The organism is Rhizobium sp. L51/94 (assembly GCF_019355555.1).
GTDB lineage: Bacteria > Pseudomonadota > Alphaproteobacteria > Rhizobiales > Rhizobiaceae > Rhizobium > Rhizobium rhododendri.
This window is the reverse complement of sequence record NZ_CP072142.1, coordinates 650,162-671,369: the sequence shown is the minus strand read 5'-3', so window position 1 is coordinate 671,369 and position 21,208 is coordinate 650,162. Positions and strand designations below refer to the sequence as shown.

The 21,208-nt window shown below is 59.7% G+C and carries 19 protein-coding genes; 2 read left to right on the top strand and 17 right to left on the bottom strand.

Annotation, left to right across the window (positions count from 1 at the left end):
- Nucleotides 1-73: 73 nt before the first annotated feature.
- The 13 genes from J5274_RS21060 to J5274_RS21000 all read right to left on the bottom strand — a co-directional run bounded on the left by J5274_RS21060 (nt 74) and on the right by J5274_RS21000 (nt 13,327).
- Nucleotides 74-2,527, bottom strand: coding sequence for an ATP-binding cassette domain-containing protein (locus tag J5274_RS21060; protein ID WP_203452799.1), 2,454 nt, complete (start codon nt 2,525-2,527; stop codon nt 74-76).
- A 114-nt stretch (nt 2,528-2,641) separates the two neighbouring features.
- Nucleotides 2,642-3,709, bottom strand: coding sequence for a substrate-binding domain-containing protein (locus J5274_RS21055; protein WP_142830999.1), 1,068 nt, complete (start codon nt 3,707-3,709; stop codon nt 2,642-2,644).
- 25 nt (nt 3,710-3,734) lie between these two features.
- Nucleotides 3,735-4,730: an ABC transporter permease gene (locus J5274_RS21050; protein WP_219275640.1), complete on the bottom strand. Its 996-nt coding sequence runs from the start codon at nt 4,728-4,730 to the stop codon at nt 3,735-3,737.
- A 154-nt stretch (nt 4,731-4,884) separates the two neighbouring features.
- Nucleotides 4,885-5,034: a hypothetical protein gene (locus J5274_RS21045; RefSeq protein ID WP_153816488.1), complete on the bottom strand. Its 150-nt coding sequence runs from the start codon at nt 5,032-5,034 to the stop codon at nt 4,885-4,887.
- Nucleotides 5,035-5,350: 316 nt separating this feature from the next.
- Nucleotides 5,351-6,409: a ketopantoate reductase family protein gene (locus J5274_RS21040; protein WP_219275639.1), complete on the bottom strand. Its 1,059-nt coding sequence runs from the start codon at nt 6,407-6,409 to the stop codon at nt 5,351-5,353.
- Between the two features lie 104 nt (nt 6,410-6,513).
- Nucleotides 6,514-6,813, bottom strand: coding sequence for a Dabb family protein (locus J5274_RS21035; protein ID WP_219275638.1), 300 nt, complete (start codon nt 6,811-6,813; stop codon nt 6,514-6,516).
- Between the two features lie 17 nt (nt 6,814-6,830).
- Nucleotides 6,831-7,910, bottom strand: a complete 1,080-nt coding sequence (locus J5274_RS21030; RefSeq protein ID WP_219275637.1) for a maleylacetate reductase — start codon at nt 7,908-7,910, stop codon at nt 6,831-6,833.
- 2 nt (nt 7,911-7,912) lie between these two features.
- Nucleotides 7,913-8,827, bottom strand: coding sequence for an intradiol ring-cleavage dioxygenase (locus J5274_RS21025; RefSeq protein WP_219275636.1), 915 nt, complete (start codon nt 8,825-8,827; stop codon nt 7,913-7,915).
- A 93-nt stretch (nt 8,828-8,920) separates the two neighbouring features.
- Complete coding sequence (locus J5274_RS21020; protein WP_219275635.1) at nt 8,921-9,904, bottom strand: zinc-binding dehydrogenase; 984 nt, start codon at nt 9,902-9,904, stop codon at nt 8,921-8,923.
- Nucleotides 9,905-9,917: 13 nt separating this feature from the next.
- On the bottom strand, nt 9,918-10,931 hold the full coding sequence (locus tag J5274_RS21015) for a Gfo/Idh/MocA family protein (protein WP_219275634.1): 1,014 nt from the start codon (nt 10,929-10,931) through the stop codon (nt 9,918-9,920).
- Nucleotides 10,928-11,212: a YciI family protein gene (locus J5274_RS21010; RefSeq protein WP_111221658.1), complete on the bottom strand. Its 285-nt coding sequence runs from the start codon at nt 11,210-11,212 to the stop codon at nt 10,928-10,930. Before J5274_RS21010 ends, J5274_RS21015 begins: the two co-directional genes overlap by 4 nt.
- A 145-nt stretch (nt 11,213-11,357) precedes the next feature.
- Nucleotides 11,358-12,431, bottom strand: coding sequence for a 2,3-butanediol dehydrogenase (locus tag J5274_RS21005; RefSeq protein WP_142830992.1), 1,074 nt, complete (start codon nt 12,429-12,431; stop codon nt 11,358-11,360).
- A gap of 107 nt (nt 12,432-12,538) precedes the next feature.
- Nucleotides 12,539-13,327, bottom strand: coding sequence for a glucose 1-dehydrogenase (locus J5274_RS21000; protein WP_143123102.1), 789 nt, complete (start codon nt 13,325-13,327; stop codon nt 12,539-12,541).
- Nucleotides 13,328-13,675: 348 nt separating this feature from the next.
- Here J5274_RS21000 and J5274_RS20995 point away from each other — a divergent pair, with 348 nt between their 5' ends.
- Together J5274_RS20995 and J5274_RS20990 are read left to right on the top strand one after the other, a co-directional pair.
- A complete protein-coding gene (locus J5274_RS20995) occupies nt 13,676-14,578 on the top strand; it encodes an NAD(P)-dependent oxidoreductase (RefSeq protein ID WP_161990975.1) in 903 nt (300 codons plus the stop codon).
- 96 nt (nt 14,579-14,674) lie between these two features.
- Complete coding sequence (locus tag J5274_RS20990) at nt 14,675-16,381, top strand: extracellular solute-binding protein (RefSeq protein ID WP_142830989.1); 1,707 nt, start codon at nt 14,675-14,677, stop codon at nt 16,379-16,381.
- 234 nt (nt 16,382-16,615) lie between these two features.
- On the opposite strand, the gene J5274_RS20985 is transcribed toward J5274_RS20990, so the two are convergent.
- The 4 genes from J5274_RS20985 to J5274_RS20970 form a co-directional block, all read right to left on the bottom strand.
- Nucleotides 16,616-17,641, bottom strand: a complete 1,026-nt coding sequence (locus tag J5274_RS20985) for a LacI family DNA-binding transcriptional regulator (protein ID WP_142830988.1) — start codon at nt 17,639-17,641, stop codon at nt 16,616-16,618.
- A gap of 118 nt (nt 17,642-17,759) precedes the next feature.
- Nucleotides 17,760-18,653 (bottom strand): NAD(P)-dependent oxidoreductase, encoded by an 894-nt coding sequence (locus J5274_RS20980; RefSeq protein WP_142830987.1) that lies wholly within the window; start codon nt 18,651-18,653, stop codon nt 17,760-17,762.
- A gap of 47 nt (nt 18,654-18,700) precedes the next feature.
- Entirely contained in the window at nt 18,701-20,203 is a 1,503-nt protein-coding gene (locus J5274_RS20975) for a sugar ABC transporter ATP-binding protein (RefSeq protein ID WP_142830986.1), read from the bottom strand.
- 61 nt (nt 20,204-20,264) lie between these two features.
- On the bottom strand, nt 20,265-21,191 hold the full coding sequence (locus J5274_RS20970) for a sugar-binding protein (RefSeq protein ID WP_142830985.1): 927 nt from the start codon (nt 21,189-21,191) through the stop codon (nt 20,265-20,267).
- Nucleotides 21,192-21,208 lie beyond the last annotated feature (17 nt).

The following is a 21,208-nucleotide window of genomic DNA, read 5'->3' as shown; positions in this document are numbered from 1 at the left end:
GAAGCCTTTGCCCCCGGCAGGGTCAAAAACCGGATCCTAGCCGTAGCCATCGGCGAAAAGCGTATCCGCTATCTCAGTTGGCGGCGCGTCGGCGAACACCGGAATAGATGAGCGCAGCCGCGACGACCAGCAGACCCTGGAAGAAATACTGGAACGTTTGGCTAAGCCCGAGGAAAGTGACTGCGTTCAGAACCTCGGTGAGCAGGACCGCACCCAGCAAGGTTCCGATAAACGTTCCCCGGCCGCCGGTGAGGCTGGTGCCGCCAAGGACCACAGCCGTGATGCTTGAGAGCGTATAGTTGATCCCCTGGCGTGGATCTCCGACGCCAATTTGCGTCATCAGCATGATTGCGCCGAGGCCGGTGAGCAGCGAACAGGCGATATAGCCAGCAATGAACGTCAGGTCGACACGGATGCCGGCCCTGCGCGCCGAATGCTCGTCAGAACCCACGGCACGCAGCCGCCAGCCTGCCTTTGTCTGGCGCAGCACATATTCGCCGCCGACCGCGATTGCAACCAATGCGAGGAAGGCGACCGGGAAAGGCCCCCACTGCCAATTGACCCAATCGGTGACGGTCGCGCTGATGTAGCCATCGGGATTGTCGCGCAGCAGGAAGCTCAGCCCCTGTATGGCAATATACATGGCCAACGTGGCTGCGATCGGCGTAAAATTGGCAAAGCGGATCAACAGCCCGTTGATCGTACCGGTGATGAAAGCACCGGCAAACATCAGCACGAAGCCCGCCAGCATCATGACGGAGGATTTATCGTCATTGATGAAGAAGGAGGCCACGACGACGAGGAAGCCGGCGAGCGGGCCGACGGAAAGATCGATGCCACCCATCAGCAGCGCGACGGTCTGCCCGAGGGCGATGAACCCAAGCGCCGTTGCGAGAAGAAAGATATTGTAGATGTTGTAGATCGAAAAGAAGTTGTCGTTCTGGCTGTAGACATAGAGCCCGAGCAGGATTGTGACGAGCGCAAGTGGCACAGCAGGTGCGTTGTCAGACTGCAGGAAATGACGGAATGCACTGGTCTTTTCAACAGCCTTGGAAACGCTGGCGCCTCCATGGGTACTGGCATTGACGGCAGCAGCAACGATGCGTCCTTCGGTGACGTCGTCGCCGGTCAACGTCGCAACGAGATGGCCACGCGACATGACGATGACCTTGTCACACAGCCCCTCGAGTTCGACGGCATCCGAGGAGTTGACGATGACCGGTGTGCCGCGGTCGGAGACTTCGCGCAGGATACGGTAGATTTCGAAGCGGGCACCGACATCCACGCCTTGCGTTGGCTCGTCGGCAATGATGAGGCCGGGATCGGATAGCATTGCCCGAGACATCACAACCTTCTGCTGATTGCCACCGGAAAGCGACAGGATGGGCGCCTCCAAGCCGGGTGTCTTCACCGCAAGCTCGCTGAAAATCGCGTTGACCTGCTCGAGTTCCTTTTTGCGGCTCATGACGCCGCCGACAGAGAATTTTTCGAGAGCCGAGAAGGTTGCGTTCTCGCGCACCGTGAGGCTGCTTGCCACCCCTTCCACATGCCTGTCGGATGGCATGAAGGCTGCTTCGCGCAGCAATTCGCTCTGCGTCAGCTGCCGACCACGCAGCGTGATAGTCCCTTCCGCTACATGCAACCCTGCAAGTACGCGCATGAGTTCCGGCTGGCCGTTACCAGCCACGCCGGCGACGCCGATGATCTGGCCGCGCTGCATGTTGAAACTGATGTCTGTCAGCTCCTTTGAGCTGATGCCGCTAACGGAAAGGCTGGTTTCGTCCTCTGCCCGCTGCGACTTTGGGGGAAAGGCCGATTTCAGTGTGCGCCCGACGATCATGTTGACGAGATCACCGTCGCTGATGTCCCGCACCATTTCCGCACCGCGCACCTTGCCATCGCGCAATACCGTGACACGATGGGCGATCTGCCGAAGTTCTGCCAGGCGATGGGTGATATAGATGACCGCTGTGCCGGCGCCCGCAATTTCGCGGATACGTCCGAACAACATGTCGGTCGAATCCTGGTCGAGGGAAGCCGTCGGCTCGTCGAGGATGAGAACCCGTGGCTTCAGCGCCAGGGCCTTGGCGATTTCAAGCAGATGCTTCTGCGCCACCGTCAGGCTATCTGCACGCATGACAAGCGGCACTTGAAGCCCGACCGTATCGAGAACCTCCTGTACGACCTCCTGCGGCGACCGGCCGGCAAAAACCGAAGACGGAAGCGCCACACGCAGATTTTCCATGATTGAAAGATCTTCGAGAATGGCCGGATGCTGGAAGCAGATACCGATCCCCAGCGACTTCGCAATCTCGGGTGTCAATTGCTGGAGCGGCCGACCCTCGAAGCTGATTTCGCCGTCGGTCGGGCGCAACGTGCCGGAGATGATATTCATCAGCGTCGATTTGCCGGCGCCGTTCTCTCCGAGAATGGCGTGAACTTCGCCCTTGCAGAACTCGACGTTCACATCGCTGAGTGCGGGGATGGCAGAGAAATACTTGGAGATACCGGAGAGACGGATAATCACGTCTCTTGTCTCCGCCTCGACCGCTTTAACGCCTGTTTGCAACATCTGTTATCCGTCCTCGAAAACTTGCCCCGGAGAGTGTTCTCTCCGGGGAAATCCATGCCTGTTCGTCGGTTACTTGGTGACCGCCTTGGCCTGGTCTTCTGCCGAAAGTGCGGACGACAGATAGATTGAGCCAGGCAGGTCCTTGCGGCACTTGACGGGGTTCGGCGTGCCGGAGACCGAGTCTTCGAATGCGGGGGCCTTGAAGATTTCGTCCTTCGGCTTCTCTCCGCCGGTTGCAAGCGCAATGGCCCATTCTACGGCAAGCCGCACGTTGTCGTTGCCGGTCGCGACCGTGAACAGCTTGAAATCAGGGTTCTTGGCCTTGCTCTCATCGAACAGGCAACCCAGCGAATTGCCGTCGGATGTTGCCAGCGCCGGGATCGACTTGCCCTGCTTGGTGAATGTCGGCAGCGCACCTACCAGCGACGGGCCGAAGTCCGACACGATAACGTCGATCTTGGCATTCTTGGCAATTTCCGCCGTCAGAACCTTCTGGGTCAGAGCCGGATCCCAGTTGGTGACCGCGAAAGGCTGCGGGTTGACGAAGACATATTCCGGACCGAGAACGCTCTTCAGGCCCTTGAGTTCATCGAGACCCTGGCTGTTGCCTGCCGGACCGCTGAGGAACAGCAGGTTACCGCCCTTGGGGAGGATACCCTTGATCCAGTTGCCCCAGGTCACGCCATCGTTCTCGAACGACGAGCCGATGAACTTCGAATAGTTGACGCCCTCCTTGCCGCCAACGGCGACCCGGTACGGCACGATGACCTTGCCGGACTTGTAAACGCTGGTGATGGCCGGAAGCACGGCAGGGCCGGCGTCGCCGAACACGACCAGTGCGTCGATACCCTTGGCCGCCATGCCCTTGATGTCGGAAATCGACTTTTGCGTATCACCTTGGCCATCTGCATATTCATATTTGGTAATGCTCGGGCAGAGATCGACGACCTGCTTGCCCGATGCCGTCGTCACCTGACGCCAGCTATTGCCTCCGTAGCCGTCGAGCAGTGCCAACGAGGCCTTTTTCGGGCCGCACCACGAGGGCGTCTCGGCCTTGGCAAGACCCGCGCTGCCAAGCGCCATGACGGCGGCGGCAACGGAGAGCGCAAAGCCCTTCTTGAATGTCGAATGTTTCATGTTTTTCTCCTCCACAGTTTTTCGTTCAGGTCGTTTTTCTTACGTTTCTTCGCCAACGCAGCGAGTAAACACCGATGCCAAAACCCAGGGCCAGCGCCTGGATGATGGTCTGAGCCGAATACGGAACCCCCACTGACAGGGCGAATTGGCTCAATTGATTGAGAAAGAAGGCCGCGATGACAGTCGAGATCGGGAAGCCCCGTCCACCCAGCAGCGAAGTGCCTCCCAGCACGACGACCGCGACAGACGGCAGCAGAAGCGTGTCTCCCTGAAACGCGGTTGGCTCGCGGGTGATGCCGGCGATCAGGATGCCGGCCGTGCAATAGAGCAGCTGCGCGAAGACATAGGCCATCATCTGGTGGACACGAACGCGAAGTCCGGCGGCACGACCGGCCGGCGGGCTGGCCCCGATGGCCTCGAAGCGGCGCCCGACCAGTGTTTTCTTGAGCATGAACGAAACAACCACGGTGGCGGCAAGCGCGAAATATACCGCATTCGGAACCCGGAAGGTCTCACCACCGGCAATCTCCGCAAGGAGGTTCGTCGTGATCGAGGGAACCCCGCCCGAGGTGGCAAAGACTGCGCCGTAAAGCAGCGCATTGACACCGATCGTCGCAATGATCGAGTTCAACCGGAAGAAGCTGACGAGGATTCCGTTCGCGAAACCTGCAATGAGGGCCATCCCGAGCGCGATCAGAACTGCCTGATAGAGCAGCGCATCGTTCTGCTGAGGATAGTGGGTGGCAACCACGACGGCAAGCGAGACGGAGCCGGGAAGTGAAAGGTCGAATCCGCCCTGCTGCACTACGAGCAGCTGCCCGAGACCGACGACCGCGATAATCGCTGCGAACGGCAGGCTTCCCGACAGCGCTCCCCACGAGACACTCGAGGGCGCGAATACCTTGCACACGACCAGCAGCAGGACAGTCGAAAAGACGACCGTCATGAAGCTCCGCGCCATCGGGATCCGAAACAGGCTTTGCTTCTGCAAGCTGGTCGATGTCATCGAGCTTGAGTTCATCTCAGCTCACCTTTCTTGGAATCGCTCACGAAAAACACCTCTGCTGCCCGGGCGGCCTCTGGTCGTATGCTGAAAAACTCGGGCACCCGGGATACGCGGATGCGCCATGCCGGAACGACCACGCATGAGCCCACGCGCCTGACACTACCCGCGGTTACTCGTGGGCATTTACTGCCAATCCTGAATTTTGTACTTCACGCGCCTGAGCGGAAATGTGCCTATCGCTCGAAAGCACGGTCATTACCTGCAGTTTCAATTGTCCGGCGCAATTGCAGGCAGGCGAATTGTAGATTTGGTCGTCCATATCCATGCTCCTCCAAGCAACTGCAAAATAAAGTCACAGAACAAGAGACCTTCCCTTTCGAGAAAGCTACGGCTTCGATCTATTTGTTGAGGTAAGGGCACTCCTCCCAACTCCTCGCCTCCACCTTTATGCATTTTGAAGCGCGAGAAAACATCGAAGATGTCCGGATTGGATAAGGCGCATTTTCAAAGCTTGATCGCTGGAATTTCATGGAAAGAAATCAAAAACTTGGGTGCATCTCCGCCTGCGTATCGAGGCGGCACAAACCCGACCATCTGGACTGTTTCATCAATAGACTTGCCCTGGTCGGCAGCTGTCATCTCTTGCCGGCAGCCTCATAGGCCTCGATCAGCAGCTTCGAATTCTCCGGCCTAGCTTCGAGCGTGCCGTTTTCGATCTCGTAGGCGATTTCCATGACGCGCTGGTTCACCGGAGCCGGCCGGCCGTGCGCTTTCAGGATGTCCACGACCCAGCCGTTGACCTCCTGGATCTCGGCACGACGCCCTTTTCGCCAGTCCTGCAACGACGTCGTCAACGTGTCGGCCTGCGAGAAGACCGTCAGCACTTCTTCGAAGATTTTGTCGACATAGCGCTCCGGGTCGTTGGTCGTGACCGGCGGCATGCCTATGATGGGCACGATCCTGGCGCCATCGGCGAGCGCCGCATGCATGGCCTCGTAGCCGGCGGCACGCATCGTCTCCAGCATGCCGGGAGTTCGTGCTGCGTCTCCGAGCGGCAGATTGATGATCGCCGAAGGAATAAGTTCGGCCGCGTTGACGACGAGCTTCATCCATTTCGCCGAACGGATATCGTCCGTGACCTCGACCGTGCCTGCATTGCGCAGCAGATCGGCAACGGCCTCGACCCTTGGCTGCGTTTGCGGATCGAGCGCGCCGAGAGCGAACCAAGAGGTGTCGTGGTCGTTCTGACGGTTGGTGACACCGGGCACCCACATGTTCGAGGCGATCTCGATCACCGCGCCGATGGTCCGCTCCCGGCCGACGATCGCAGCAATATCCTCATGGGTCATGCCATTCTGCAGGCCGACAACCAGACCGTCTGGCGCAAGGACCGGCTCAATGAGCTGGCAGGCCCACTTCGTATCGTAGGCCTTGACCACCAGGAAGACGACATCGAAGGGTTCCTTGATTTCCGCTACCTGGCAAAGATGCAATGCCGGAACTTTGGCATTGATCGTTCGCGTCGGCAGGTTGACGGTGATGCCATGCTCGCGGATTGCGGTCACGTGATCCGGCCACTGTTCGATGAAGGTAACGTCCAGGCCCGCAAGCGCGAAATCGGCGCCGATGGAAGCGCCTTGCGCGCCCGTGCCCAGAAACGCGATCCTCGGACCGCCCTTTTTAACCCAGCTCATGCGGTATCTCCTTCGGGTATGATCGCGCCCGGTCGTCAGCGCACGTGAGAGAGTTCATGTGCAGTCCGTCGCGAGAGGCAAAGATGAGGTGCCAACGCTTCGTCTCAGGGGATGTAGTCGACCTGATAACGGTCCGTGCGGACCCCCTCGAGCTCGTTTCTGACCTGCAGGTGGGCCGGATGCTCCGCGTATCCCTTCAGATCGGCCTCGCTCTCGAATTCGGAATACAGCACCACATCGCAGGCGTAGGAAATCCGGCTGATATCGATGCCGATCTCCAGCGTCCGCAAGCCCGGGATCTGGCCGACCAGATCCTCGAACTTGCGCTTGACCTTCCAAGCTGCCTCTTGCTTTTCCTCCGCCGTGTCACCGCGGACGTTCCACATGACGATATGTTTGATCATCGTTTCTGTTTCCCGGGTCAGCTTGACGACGCAGACGCGCCTGCTGGCCTTGCGCCCTCATAGGCGCGAGACAGCAACTGATGGAGACCATCCTTTTCCAATGTGCGCGGGTTCCAGTAGGCATTGGACATCGCCTGCTCCACTGCCGCATCGATCCCATCGCCGGGCATGCCCAGTGACTTGAGGGCCATATCCGCACCGAGACCGGAGGCGAGATCGAAAAGGCCGGTCGCCGCATCATCAGTTCCGAGCGCTTTGGCAATCCGCGCCATCGCGTCCGGTACCGCCGGCGCGTTGTAGGCGACGGCGTGCGGCAGGACAGCGGTGTGCATTTGCGCATGCGGCAGGTTGAACATGCCGCCGAGGGTGTGGCAGAGCTTGTGGTGGAGCGCCATGCCGACGGAACCCAGGCAGACGCCGCAAAGCCACGCTCCGTAGAGCGCATCGGCTCTTGCCTCGGGATCTTCCGGGTTTTTGGCGATAACCGGCAGGGCGCGCGAGAATGCCGCGATCCCCTGCTCGGCCAACAGCGAAATGATCGGATTGGTTTCGCGCGCGTACAGTGCCTCGACCGCATGGGCCACGGCATTGAGGCCTGAAGTGACGGACATCGAGACCGGCAGTGTCAGGGTAAGATCGATGTCGTAGACGATCACCTCAGGCAGAATGCGCGGGTCTGACTTGGTGACCTTTCGACCATTCTCCGTTTCGCCAAGGATCGGCGTCGCCTCGGAGCCGGCATAGGTGGTCGGCACCACGATCTGCGGAATATCGGTGCGAAAGGCGATGGCCTTTCCGAGCCCCGTCGTCGATCCGCCGCCGATTGCCAATACCGCGTTGGCCTTCAGCCGCTCGACTTCACGCATCGCATCGACGGTCACGTCGACTGGCGTGTGCATTTGCGCCCTCGTATAGATGCCGGCAAAACGCGGTCCGAGATGATCGGCCACGGCCCGCGCCTGTTCGGCCTGCTCCGGCGTCGACAGAACGAGAACCTTGTCCGCCGACAGACGGTCCGCCTCTTCTCCAAGCCTTGCGATCGTGCCGTGCCCGAATATCACGCGCCCAGGATTGGCGTTATAGGTGAAGGCCTGCATCGCTATGCCTCCAGCTTCTGCTGCGGCGTGACCAGCACGAAGTCACAGGTCACGGCCTCGAACGGATTGTCGAAGCCGAGCTCAGCAGCGCGCTTCGGATCGTCCAGCTTGCCGAAATCGGCAATCAGGTCTTCCTTCACCCCGAAAACCGCATCCGAATGAAGGTAGGGGCAATCGGGGGTAAAGATATGCGTTGTGATGGGCTCGAAGCCGGCAGCCCCGACGATGAAGTGGATGTGGGCTGGCCTGAACGGATGGCGCCCCATCTGGCCGAGCAGCTTGCCAACAGGGCCGTCATCGGGGATCGGGTAGAATTTTGGTCGCACCGACTTGAACCAGTACGAACCGTCGGCATCCGTCTTGAAGATGCCGCGCAGGTTCATCTCGGGCTGCAGGCCCTTCTGCTGGACGTCGTAGAAGCCCTCGTCGTTGGCTTGCCAGACATCCAGCATCGCGCCGGCGATCGGCTTTCCGTCGGTATCGGTAACGCGCCCCCTCACCAGCAGCGGTTCGCCCTTGCCATCCAGACAGATATTGGCGCCATTCTCGTATTGCGGTGCGTCCATGACATGGAACGGACCGAGCACCGTAGTCTCGGTCGCCCCGGATGGCTTGCGGTTGTTGATCGCATCGACCAGCATGGAAACGCCCAGAATGTCGGAAAGCAGGATGAACTCCTGCCGCCATTCGTTGCAGATCTGGCCGGTTTCGGTCAGGAAATCGATGGCCCTGCCCCATTCCTGCTGATTGGGCTCCACCTCCTTGACGAAGGCATGCAGGTGGCGGATTGCTGCGCTCATGACCTCGCGCAGACGCGGATCGGTTTTACCGGCCATCCGTGCCAGGACCACCTCGACCGAGCTCTCCTCGGAGAAGTATCCGCTCTCGGCGTCGTGTTTCGTCTGCTGGTCAGTCATTTCCGTTGTCCTTTCCCATGAGCCCCGCGGTACGATCCGGTCGCATCCGTGAGGGTTTGGTCGTTCCCTGATCGCCGCATCGCGAGGCGGCGGTCAGTTGTTCAGGAGGGTGATCTTGATGCTCTTGGTTGCGTCCTTGCCGAAGCTGAAAGCATCGACGGCGTCCGTCAGCGCATAGTCGTGGGTCTGGATCGGCGAGAGATCGATCCCCGTGCGTTCGAGAAAACGGATTGCTGCAGGCCACACGCCCGGCGAACCGATGCATCCCCTGACGGTCAGGTTCTTCATCTGGATCTGGCCGATGACGACCGGCACCTTGCGCCCAATATTGATCCCCACCATCGACATGCGGCCGTCTTCCCGTGCGTAGTCGAATGCCGCAGCCAGCGATGCATCGTGACCGGATGCCTCGACAACCAGGTCGGCGCCGTGACCGCCGGTCATTTCGCGGATACGGTCAGCAGCTCCTCCATCGGACGGATCAAGCGCGGCGTCTGCCCCGAGCCTCAGGGCCACGTCGCGGCGGGCAGCCAGCGGGTCGACCACGATGACGCGTGCGCCCATGCCGATGGCAGCCGCTGCGGACACGAGGCCGATAGTGCCGCCGCCAGAAACGACCACGGTCTCGCTGGCATTGGTGCCGCCCGAGCGCAGCACCGCGTAAAAGCCGCATGTAAAGGGCTCAATCAGCGCCGCCTTCTTGTCATCGACGGCATCCGGCAGCTTGTGCAGCCATTCCGGATTGACGTTGAAGAATTCGCGATCGGCGCCGCTCATCGAAAATCCGAAGTGATGGAGGCGCTCGGGCGTACGCACGACGCATTCGCCGACGACGCGGTCGCCGACCTCGAAGCCGGTAACGTTGTGCCCGACCTCGACGATCTCGCCACTCCACTCGTGCCCCGGCGTCACCGGATAGGAGATTGGGATGATGTAGCGTCCCGCGAGCAACTCGTAGTCCGAGTGACAAATGCCGACAGCGCGCGTGCGGACGAGCACTTCGTTGGCAGAAACCTCCGGCATCGCCACATCGACGATTGCCGGCCTGTCAGGGGCCTCGAATACCAAAGCTTTCATGACACTCTCCCTGTCAAAGTTGCTCTACGACGCCGGAGCGTGCGGAGCGGATAATTGCTTCGAGAAGCGCGATGTTGTTGATCATCTCCTCGCCGCTGATCGGATATGGATTGGTGCCGCGCACGGCTCGGGCAAAAGCTCGCAGGTTGTCGCGAACCGGCTCGGCCGGCGCGACTTCGCGCACAGTGATGGGCTTGCCCTTCCAACCCTCGGTAACGATCCAGCCGTCCGGCGACTCGACGTGCGCCTTGTCGCGCACCTCGATCCAACCGAGCGTCCCGAATACCGCAAACCGGGATATGAAGGGTGTCGCCAGCGTCGCCGAAACATAGGCCGAACCGCCGTTTTCGAAGCGGATATGGGCGCTCATCGTATCCCCCTGCGGGATCTCCGAAGCGAGGTTCTCGCAGATGACACGGACATCTTTTGCGGGCCCCATCAGCTTCACCGATAGGTCGGTCAGATGGATGCCGGTTGCCGTCATGCCACCGGCAGGCGCCTGCTCCGCGTTCAGCCGCCAGTTCGACGGGTCGAGCGTGAGGAACTTGTCGTGGCTGAAATTGGACTCGATCTGCAGCAGACGACCGAGCTTGCCGCTATTTGCCGCCTCGAGGATCTCGGCAATCGGCGGCTCGAAACGACGCTCGTGGCCCATACCGAGAACCAGCCCGGCATCCCGGCACAACGCCACAGAGGTTTCGGCATCCTTCCTGGTCATCGCCAGCGGCTTTTCGCAGAACACGTGCTTGCCGGCAGCCACTGCCTCGGCAATCTGCTTCTGGTGTAGGGAGTGGGGCGTTGCGAGGACAACAGCCTCGATGTCGGGATCAGCCAGAGCATCGGCGAGATCCGGGGAGAATTGCAGGCCCATTTCGCCGGCGAAGCTTTCTGCCTCCGGGCTCGGATCGACAGCACGAACGAAGTGCATTTCCGCACCCCCGGCATTGACCAGTGTCGCCATCTTCTTGCCCCACCAGCCGAGGCCGACGATGGCCGCAAGCACCGGCTTGTTTTCGATCATTGTCATCTGTTGTCCACCCGCTTGCTGAAGGGATGGATATTCACCGACTTCCAGACGCCGGCTGCCGTGAACGGATCGGCCTTGTTGAAAGCCACGATCTCTTCGATGGTGTCTGCCTCAAACAGGAACAGCGAACCGATCATCGTTTCGTTGTCATCGGCGAGGAGAGGCCCCGAAATGATTGTCTTGGTCTTTGCGGCCCCGAGATAGGCCTTGTGCGCTTCATAGTTGGCAAGCCGCTTTTCCACGGCGCCCGGATGGTCCAGGCAGTGAACGATATAGTGCATGACAAAACCTCTTCGTTGTTCAGGCGATCGAATAGCCGCCGTCTATCATCGGAAATTGACCCATAACGCGGCCGATGGCTTCGGCAGTTACCAATGCGACCGCCTCCTAAATGCGGCCGCCGAAATCCAATGGTCAGTGCTCCGGTCAAGCCTTCATGTTGACGAGTATCTTCATGTGGGACGCATTGGGATCGAGCAGCGCCTCGAAGCCCTTTTCGACGACGTCGTCCGGAGAAATCTGCGCGGTGACGATCTGCTCGACCGGAAAGATGCCGGAACCAATCATCTGCGCGATCCTTGGCCAGATCGTCACTGGGTAGCACCAGGTCGCCTCGACGGTGATGTCCTTCAGGGCCCAAAGCATCGCATCGATAGCCGCCGGCTTGACGTGCAGACCAACCTGCACGACCGTACCCTGACGCTTGACGGCCCTGGCACAGAGGTTAAGCGAAGCCTCCGCCCCGACACATTCGAGCGCCACGTCGACGCCGACGCCTTCCTCGGTGTGCTCGCGGAACAGCGCCTCGGCATCCACTTCGCGCGGATCGAAGACGATCGCTTCCGGCACCAGCTTCTTGGCAAGGGCGCGGCGGTTCGGGTTTAGTTCGGAAACGAAAATGGTCGTCGCACCGGCTGCCCGCGTCGCAAGCAGCACCAGCGCACCAATCGGGCCGACGCCGGAGACCAGCACAGTGCTGCCTGCCTCCACGCCGCCACGATCGACGCCGTAGAGAGCAACCGCTGCAGGCTCGATCATGGCTGCCTGCACATCGCTGACGCTGTCCGGCACCGGAAAGACATTGTAGCTGTTGACGACCGCCTGTTCCCCCATGCCGCCCCATTCCCAGGACAGGCCGAAGCAGGCCATTTTCTCGCTGAGATGATATAGTCCCCGGCGACCGTAATAGTCGTCGCGGGGCGAGATCAGCGGCTGGATCGAGACGCGCGATCCCGGCGCGACGTGCGTCACGTTCTTGCCGACAGCCAGGACCCGGGCAGACAGTTCGTGCCCGAGGATCTGCGGCAGGACCGCGCCGGAATAGACGTGCGGCGTGCTCGGCGTGACGATCGGTCCGGCAATATATTCATGCAGATCGGTTCCACAGATGCCGCAAACCAGCGGCTCGATGAGAACCATGTCATCGCCCAGCGGCCCGGACGGAGCGGGTACGTCTTCGACGCGAATGTCTTTCTTCGAATAGTATCGAACGGCTTTCATACGGAAATCCTTTCCAGTGGGGGCGGCGTTGAGGTAATCTCTCGAGGAGCTCTCGCTGCCAGCATTCAGGTGGGAGCAGCGGGTGGCGGCCGCACCTCCCGATATCATCAGATCAGAACCATTCCTCCGTCCACCATCACCGTCTGCCCGGTGATGTAGTCGGATCCGGCCGAAGCCAGGAATGTGGTAACGCCGGCGATATCCTTCGGCACGGACACACGCCCAAGCAAGATCGACTGCGAGAATTCGTTGATGGCCTGATCCGGCTGGGATGTCAGGCCATGCTCCATGAACTCCCGGTCCAGCTGCTGCCAGAGTTCCGTCGCAACAACGCCCGGACCAAAACAGTTGACCGTGATTTTGTGCTCTGCAAGTGCCCTTGCTGCGGCCTGCGTGATGGCCACCACCGCGAACTTCGATGCGCAATAATGCGCAAACAAGGGATAGCCCTGCTTACCTGCGATAGAGGCTGTGTTGATGATTTTACCGCCTGTACCTTGGGCTATCATCGTCTTGGCAGCCTCTTGCGTGCCGATCAGAACACCGAGACCATTGACCTTCATGATGCGGTTGAAATCGTCTTCGGTGACATCGAGGAAGGGGCATGTCTGGCTGATGCCGGCATTGTTGAACATCACGTCCAGCCGGCCGAAATGCGATACGGTCCGGGCAATCAATTCCTTGACACTCGAGCGGTCCGAAACGTCCACGGCAACACCGAGCGCATCGCCGCCTTCGGACCTGATAGTGGCAGCAACGGCATCAGCGGTGGCTGCCACAAGGTCTGCAATGACGACTTTCGCGCCCTTGGATGCCAGGTCGCCGGCAATACCGGCGCCGATGCCCCTGCCGGAACCCGTGACGATAACGACCCTGCCCTCTAGCGATTCAGTCATCCAATCCTCCTCCTCCAGTCCCGAATATCGACGACAGGCAACGGTGCCGCATTACCGAAGTAAAGCGCGCCAATTTGCAAAATTGTCGGTTCGTGTTCCTCCCGGGAACGGCTGACCATCCTGTCACGAAGCTAGTGGATAAACACGATGTCCGACAAACCTATATTTGTCCGGATTGGATATTTTCTGCCAAGCATTCCATCCCGACTTCGTCCTATTAATTTCTCCGGGAGGACGGAGACAGTTTATGCGGTCGAATGCCGAGCATCGGTCGACACGCACGTTCCCCCCGCAGGCAAGGGATCGGCAAACCGGCGCTGCTGGTCGTCGGGAATAAGGGAGAGGTCGATGAGCGAGAGATTTACAGTAGGCTGGGCAGGCATAGGTAAAATGGGTGCCCCGATGAGCCGCCGCGTTCTCGATGCCGGCTATGCCTTGCACGTCTACGAGCCCTTGCCCGAAAACCGCGCCACCATCGTTGCCGAGGGCGCCAATGTGGCGCATTCGCTTGAAGATCTGGCAGCCGCTTCCGACGTCATCGTCCTGACAATCCCGAACGATGCCGTTCTGCGGGAGCTCGTTTTCTCGCCGGGTGGCCTGGCCACCACGATGAAGACCGGACAGATCCTGGTCGAAATGAGCACGGTGTCGCCGGCAATTTCTACGGAAGTCAACGAGGCAATGTCGGCGCTTGGCGTTTCCTACCTGCGCGCACCCGTTTCCGGCAGCACCGCGACCGCATCGTCCGGAACTCTGTCAGTCATGGCCTCGGGGCCTGAGGAGGCCTACAAACGCGTGGAGCCGATGTTCGAGTGCTTTGCGTCCCGCCGCTTTTATGTCGGCGAGGCCGAGGAGGCACGCTACCTCAAACTCGTGCTCAATGCTCTCGTCGGCGCAACGTCAGCGCTGCTCGGGGAGGCCCTCACCCTCGGGTTGAAGGGAAATCTCACGGTCGAGACAATGCTTTCGGTGATTTGCGAGAGCGCCGTCGCCTCACCGCTGATCGCCTACAAGCGGGACTTGCTGGTCAACCGCAATTTCGACCCGGCGTTTTCCGTATCCCAGATGATGAAGGATTTCGACCTCATCCTGGATGCGGCAAGAGCCGATCACACTCCGATGTATCTGGCATCGATGATCCGCCAGCAATACGAGGCGGCCTACGCCGGCGGCCAGGCCGACAAGGACTTCTTCGTGCTGTTCGAGCAATCGGAACGCCTCGCCGGACTTGCTCCCCCTTCCGAAAAATAGCCATCCGGCATTGGTTCCGAACTGCACCGATCCTAGCCAAAAGGATCAGGTAGAGCTACGACCATATGTCATGACGCGACGGGCGGGAGGGCCGACGTGAACGAATACGAAATGCTGCGCGTGATCGAATTTCTGGAAAGGACCCGCAGGCCTTTCCAGGACGTCGTCGTCGGTTTTGACGAAGATCCTGTCTGGAGGATCGTCATGTATCTCATCAAGTCCCACATCCACAGCCAGACGGTGTCGATCTCGACGCTGGGCCAGGAATCCGGACTGCCCTATGCCACGTCCATGCGTCTGATAAACCGGCTCGTCGACAGCGGATATATTCTCAAGGTCGCCAAGGGAACGACGGGCAAGAGCTTTGCGCTGCAGCCGAGCGACAGCTTGCTGAAAGCGTTCCAGGTCTATGCCGGCAAGACCAAGTCCCTGCTTGCGCAGACGCTCGGCCTCAGAAGCGGCGAGCAGGAGGACGACTACTATTTTGGCGGCACCCCTCTCGGCTCACACATCATTCCACCGATGCGGCTCATGCAGAAACGTGCCGAATCCCAAATCGAACTGCGTTTCCTGCTCAACAATGACAATTATTTCTCTGCGATGCGCAACATGTGGGCCGATTTCCGCAATAACCTTGCCTCCCGGAAGAGCTTCGATCTCCTGTCGCTTCCGGATCTGTACAACAGGGCCCTGGAAAACCGGAAGAAGAGAGTCTCCGAATACGATGTGATCGCCATCAACATGCCATGGCTCGGCGAGTTCGTCGAAAAGGATATCATTCGCCCAATCGACGCACTGGTCCAGAAGACCGGCATCAATCCCCTCGATTTTCACCCGTCCATCTGGTCGACGGCGAGATGGGACGGGCAGGATTATGGCGTTCCCGGCTACTGCACGGTCGAGATTCTGGCGGCGCGCAAGGACCTGTTTGCCGATGCAGGCCTAGATTTCCCGCGCAATTTCGAGGACGTCATCGCGGCCGGGCGCCATTTTCACGCGCCGAACCACGGCATGTACGGTGCAGTGTGGGACGGTGCGCGCGGCATGCCGATCGCTTCAAGCTTCATGTTTTTCCTCGGCGCCTGCGGCCAGCCGACAATCTCGCTTAGAAAGACCCGTGCCGGCTTTACCCTGGAAGGTGTCGATCTCGAACAGTTGCACTGCACGATTTCCTCCGATTCCGGTTTGGCGGCCCTGGATTTCATGCGCCGGCTGATCGAGATTTCACCGCCGGATATCCTCAACATGGCTTGGGATCGGACGCTCGACGTGTTCATGACCGGCAAGGCCAGTCTCGGTTATTTCTGGACGATGCGCACCGCGCGTTTCGAATACGATGTCCATTCCGTGGTCAAGAGACGGGTCGAATATCTGCCCCAGCCCGCTGGTCCCGGCGGCACGCGCGCCTCGCCCATCGGCGGGTTTCTATTCTGCATTCCAACCAACCTGCCGGAAGAGCGGGTTGAGCTTGCCGCCGACGCCATCGCCTGGATGGCATCGCGCGAGGCGATGAAGGCTCACGTCAAGAACGGCTTTCCCATCGCGCCGCGTTTTTCCGTCAGCGCCGACCCCGAGGCGGCGGCGAGCTCGCCAATCGTCAGGTTCGTCGACCAGCTGGCAAAAAAGAACCTTCTGCACACCTGGCAGCGACCAAATATCCCTCAGTATACGGCGATAGAGCGGATCCTCGGCGAAGAGATCCACAACGCCCTGTCGGGGGTCAAACCCGACAGGGTGGCACTCGATGACGCTGCAAGACAGATAGACCTGCAGCTCCGTGCAAGCCCTGGAAGTCGCCGCTGAAAAGCGTTTGCCGCACCGATCCATGGCGAGGAGGGACATGGACAGACTCACACGGCAGTCCCTCATGCATTTGAGCAAACTGAAACACTAGAAGCAGGGCATCATGGCTCACCGGACCGCCAAAAAGCGGTAAAATATCATGATTTACATCGAGTTAACTTGATTTTGAGGTTGAGTGCGCCACGAATGTCGCGTGTGATGAGACCGCCGGCCAACGCGAGGCGATTACACGCTTCAGGCCGTGGCGCCAGGGAAGATCTCAAAGCCTGTGTCGATGACAACCGGACGGGTGCATCGCTCCGGCGATTCCAGGATAGCCTCGATCGCCTTCTTGCCGATCATGAAACGGTTCGAGCGCAGCGTCGAGAGTGGCTGCGGCAGTTCGCGGCCGATTTCGAGACCGTTGAAGCCGAAGATCGCCATGTCGTCGGGCAGGGAAATGCCGGCGCTCAGGCAATGAAAAACGCCCCCCACGGCCATGTCGTCATTGGAATAAACCGTCACGTCGATTTCGGCAGACGCCGCACAAAGATGCCTGGTCTGCTCGCGACCGGTGCCGACCGAGCTCGGACCATCCGCAATCGCATGCGCCTCGATCGACAGGCCAGCCTCAGCCAAGGCTTCCCTTAGCCCATCGTAGCGAAGCCGCGCGCGGCGGTCCGCCGCCCAGTCATGGCCCACATAGCCGAAATGACGGTAGCCTCGCGCGATCAGATGCTGCCCTATCGCGTAACCCGCCCGGCGGTGCGACATGCCAACTGCGATGTCGATCGGCGCACTGTCGATATCCATCAATTCGACAACGCGCACGCCGCTCTGATCCAGCATCCGTCGCGTCGCCATGGTGTGATCGAATCCTGCAATAAGGATCGCAGCAGGCTTCCAGGCCAGAAGGCCACGCACCATCACCTCTTCCCGGTCGATGTCATATTCCGTGGTGCTGATGACGGCCTGGAAATCCGAGGATTTCAGAGCCTCGTGCACGCCCTGGATGACTTCCGGAAAGACGATATTCGACAGCGAGGGAATGACCACGCCAATCAGATGGGAGTTAAGCGACGCAAGCGAACCTGCGATCCGGTTCGGCACATATCCAAGCGCCCGTACGGTTTCCATGACCTTTTCGCGTGTCGCGTCGGCGACCAGCGACTGGTTGCGCATGATGCGGGATACGGTCGATTCGCTCACATCGGCCCGCAGCGCAACTTCACGCAGGGTGATCTTGGACTTCCTGTCGGGAAGGCGGCGCCGTGTTGTCATTATGCGGATTCCCGTTTCGGCCATGGTCAGGATTGGCCAATCGAGCGACCATCAAGCTCCTTGTTCGCACGGTATTTGGCCGAGGCTAAAAATGCAAATCAGCCCCGGCCGGATTAATTCAGCGCTTCACATAATTCTTCCACGGGTGCGCTTCCCGGAAACCGAGGACATCGCGAGCCTTGCGGTTGGAAATCGGCGCTTCGTCTCTTCCCATCTCACGCTTTACAGGAGTTTGCGGGCAGTATTTGGCAAGGAACTCCGAAGTCGGCAGGTCTGCGGTAATGGTGTCGTTGACCGCATTGAAGACCTGATAGCCGAGGCCGTCCTTCTCGATGCAAAGATGGACAATCTCGCCGAGATCGCGGGCATCGATGTAGCTCCAGGCGTTACGTTTGCGCGACATTGGGTTGTCGAGGTAGGCCGGGAAATTGGAATACTCATGCGGCTCGATGACGTTGCCGATGCGCAGGGCGTAAATGTCGGCGTTGTAGCGCATCGAAAATGCCCGTGCCGTCTTTTCGTTGACGACCTTCGACAGGCCGTAGCTGTCCATCGGGTCGCTGTCGTAGTCTTCTTCCAGCGGGAAACTGTGAAAATCCTTGTCGCCTTCGGCAAAGCAGACGCCGTAAGTGGTCTCGCTCGATGCGATGATGACCTTGCGGACACCCAATTTCATGGCCGCCTCGATGACGTTGTAGGTTCCAACGACATTGGCCGAAAACGTCTTGTTGTCCGGCTCGATCATGACGCGGGGAATGGCGGCAAAATGAACGACAGCATCGGGGGCAGACGGTGGGGCGCCATCGTCGTAGCCGTCAAACCCGAAGTGCGTGGTCAACGCGTTGAAGACCTGGCCGCTATCGGTGATGTCGGTAATCAGCGTATTAACGCCCGGCAGGTCGAGAGGCTTCAGGTCGACATTGAGAATGGAATATCCCTTTTCCAGCAGATGGGGAACGGCGTGACGACCGGCCTTCCCCGTACCGCCTGTAAACACAATGCGTTTGGTCATTTTGTAGATCTCCTTTTCGTTGAAAAATGTGCGCCGAAACCAATTCGTCAAGCTGTCGCGGCGAGCATGATGCGCTCCTGCGTCGCCTCGCTGCGCTCGATCTTGCCGGTGATGCGGCCCTCCTTCAGCACGACGATTCGGTCGCTGATGGCCAGGATCTCTGGCAAGTCGGAGGAGACGACGATGATTGCAATCCCCTGCTTTGCAAGGCTGTTGAGAAGCGTGTGAACCTCGGATTTCGCACCGATGTCGATGCCGCGCGTTGGCTCGTCGACAATCAGGATACGAGGATGTCGCGCCACCCATTTGGCGATGACCACCTTCTGCTGGTTTCCCCCGGAAAGATTCAGCACCTTCTGCTCCGTCGACGGCGTCTTGATACCGAGAGAGCGGATGAACGCAGCGCAGGCACTGGTCTCCCGCTTCTGGTTGACGACATCCAGCGTACAATAGTCGGACAGATGCGTGAGACTGAAATTTTCACGTACCGACATGCCGAGCACGAGCCCAAGTTCCTTTCGGTCTTCAGAAACGAAGCCGATACCGAGATCGATGGCATCAGCGGGATCTCGTATCGTCACTGTCGCGCCTTCTATTATCACATCGCCGACGCGCGGACGCCAGCCAAAGATCATCTCCATGATTTCCGTACGACCGGACCCGACGAGCCCGAAGAAGCCCAAAATCTCGCCTTTGTGCAGGTCGAAAGAAATATCCTCCACCTTGGCACCATGCGCGGTCCTGCTCTTCAGGCCCAGTCCGCGGACGGAAAGCAGGATGTCGGATGTGGCGTAGGACTGATGCTCGCCGAACAGTTGCGACAGGTCGCGATCGACCATCTTGCGCACCAGCAACTCACGGGTCATTTCGGCAATCGGCCGCGTATCGACCGTCTGGCCGTCGCGCAAGACCGTGACCCGGTCGGCAATCTCGAAAATCTCGTCCATGCGATGCGAGATGTAGACGATACCGATCTGCTGCGCGACGAGCTTGCGGACGATCCGCATCAGGGTGGACGCTTCGTGATGGCTGAGCGATGCGGTCGGCTCGTCCATGATGATCAATTTCGAGCGATACGAGATCGCCCGCGCGATCTCGACCATCTGTTTCTGGCCGATGCTGAGATTGCCGACACGCGTCGTCGGCTCGATGGTCATCTCCAGTTCGGCGAGGACGGCCCGTGTTTCGGCATTCATCCTGCGCGTATCGATGAGACCGCCGGGGCCGAGAGGCTCGCGGGCCAGAAAAATGTTTTCGGCCACGGTGAGATTATTCACCACCGCAAGCTCCTGATAGATGATGCTGATGCCCAGCGACCGTGCGTGGACCGGATCGCTGATCGTCACCTCATGCCCCTCGACGCGGATCGAGCCGCCCGGATCGGCGCGGTAGACACCCGTCATGATCTTCATCAGGGTACTTTTTCCCGCGCCGTTTTCTCCGGCGAGCACATGGACCTCGCCGCTGCTCAGCGAGAGATCGACGTTTTTGAGTGCGTGGACACCGGGAAAAGTCTTCGAGATGCCGCGCATTTCGAGAAAAGGCGTCATGATAATCTCCACATCAGGATGCTGCCGACGGCGCCGGTTCCGGCGCCGTCGGCCTTGACGCCTACTTCGTGTAGCTGCCGAGATTGGAGGCGTTGACAACAGTCACGCCGGTGTCGATATCCTTGCTTTCAGTCTCCGTACCCTTGATCTGGGCGACCAGGTGCTCGACGGCAAGCTTGCCCATGGTGACAGGACGCTGGACCATGATGCCGGCAATGTAGCCGTTTTTGACACCCTTGATCGTGTCGGGCAGGTCGTCGAAGGCGTAGACCTTAACGCCCGCCTTGCGATCGGAGAATTCCTGCTCTGCCAGGACCTTGGCAGCGGCGGGGCCGCCGACTTGGCTGACGCCGATAATGCCGGCCAGCTTGGGGTTTCCGCGCAGCAACGCCTCCGTCACCGAGACGGCCTTTGCGAGGTCGTCTTCGGTGCCCTCGGTAGCGACAACCTTGATCTCGGGAAACGCCTTCAGCGCTTCCTTGACGCCGTCGATCCGCTCGTTGAGATTGGAGGCGCCGAGCTGGCCGGTGACGATGGCAACCTCGCCCTTGCCGCCGAGCGCTTCGCCCATGGATTTGCCCATGGTGACGCCCGCCTGCTTGTTGATCGTGCCGATATACATGCTGCGGCCGCTCTTGGCGCTGTCGCTATCGAAGGTCAGGACCTTGATGCCGGCCGCCATGGCCTGCTTGATGATCCCCTCCACCGACTTCGGTTCGTTGACCGAGACGGCGATACCGCTGACGTGGCGAGCAATGAGATCCTCTATGATTTTGACCTGTGTCGACCCTTGGGTGTTCTGCGGAACAACCCACTGATAATCGACTCCTGCAGCCTTGGCCGCTTCCTGCGCGCCCTTGTTACAGTCGTCGAAAAACGGCACCGCCACTTTTGGCACCACAGCGATGGTAATGTCCTGAGCCACCGCGCCGCCGACCGCCGTCATCGATAACAATGCTGCAAACACTGCTTTTTTGAACTCGTTCATCTTTCCTTCTCCTCCTC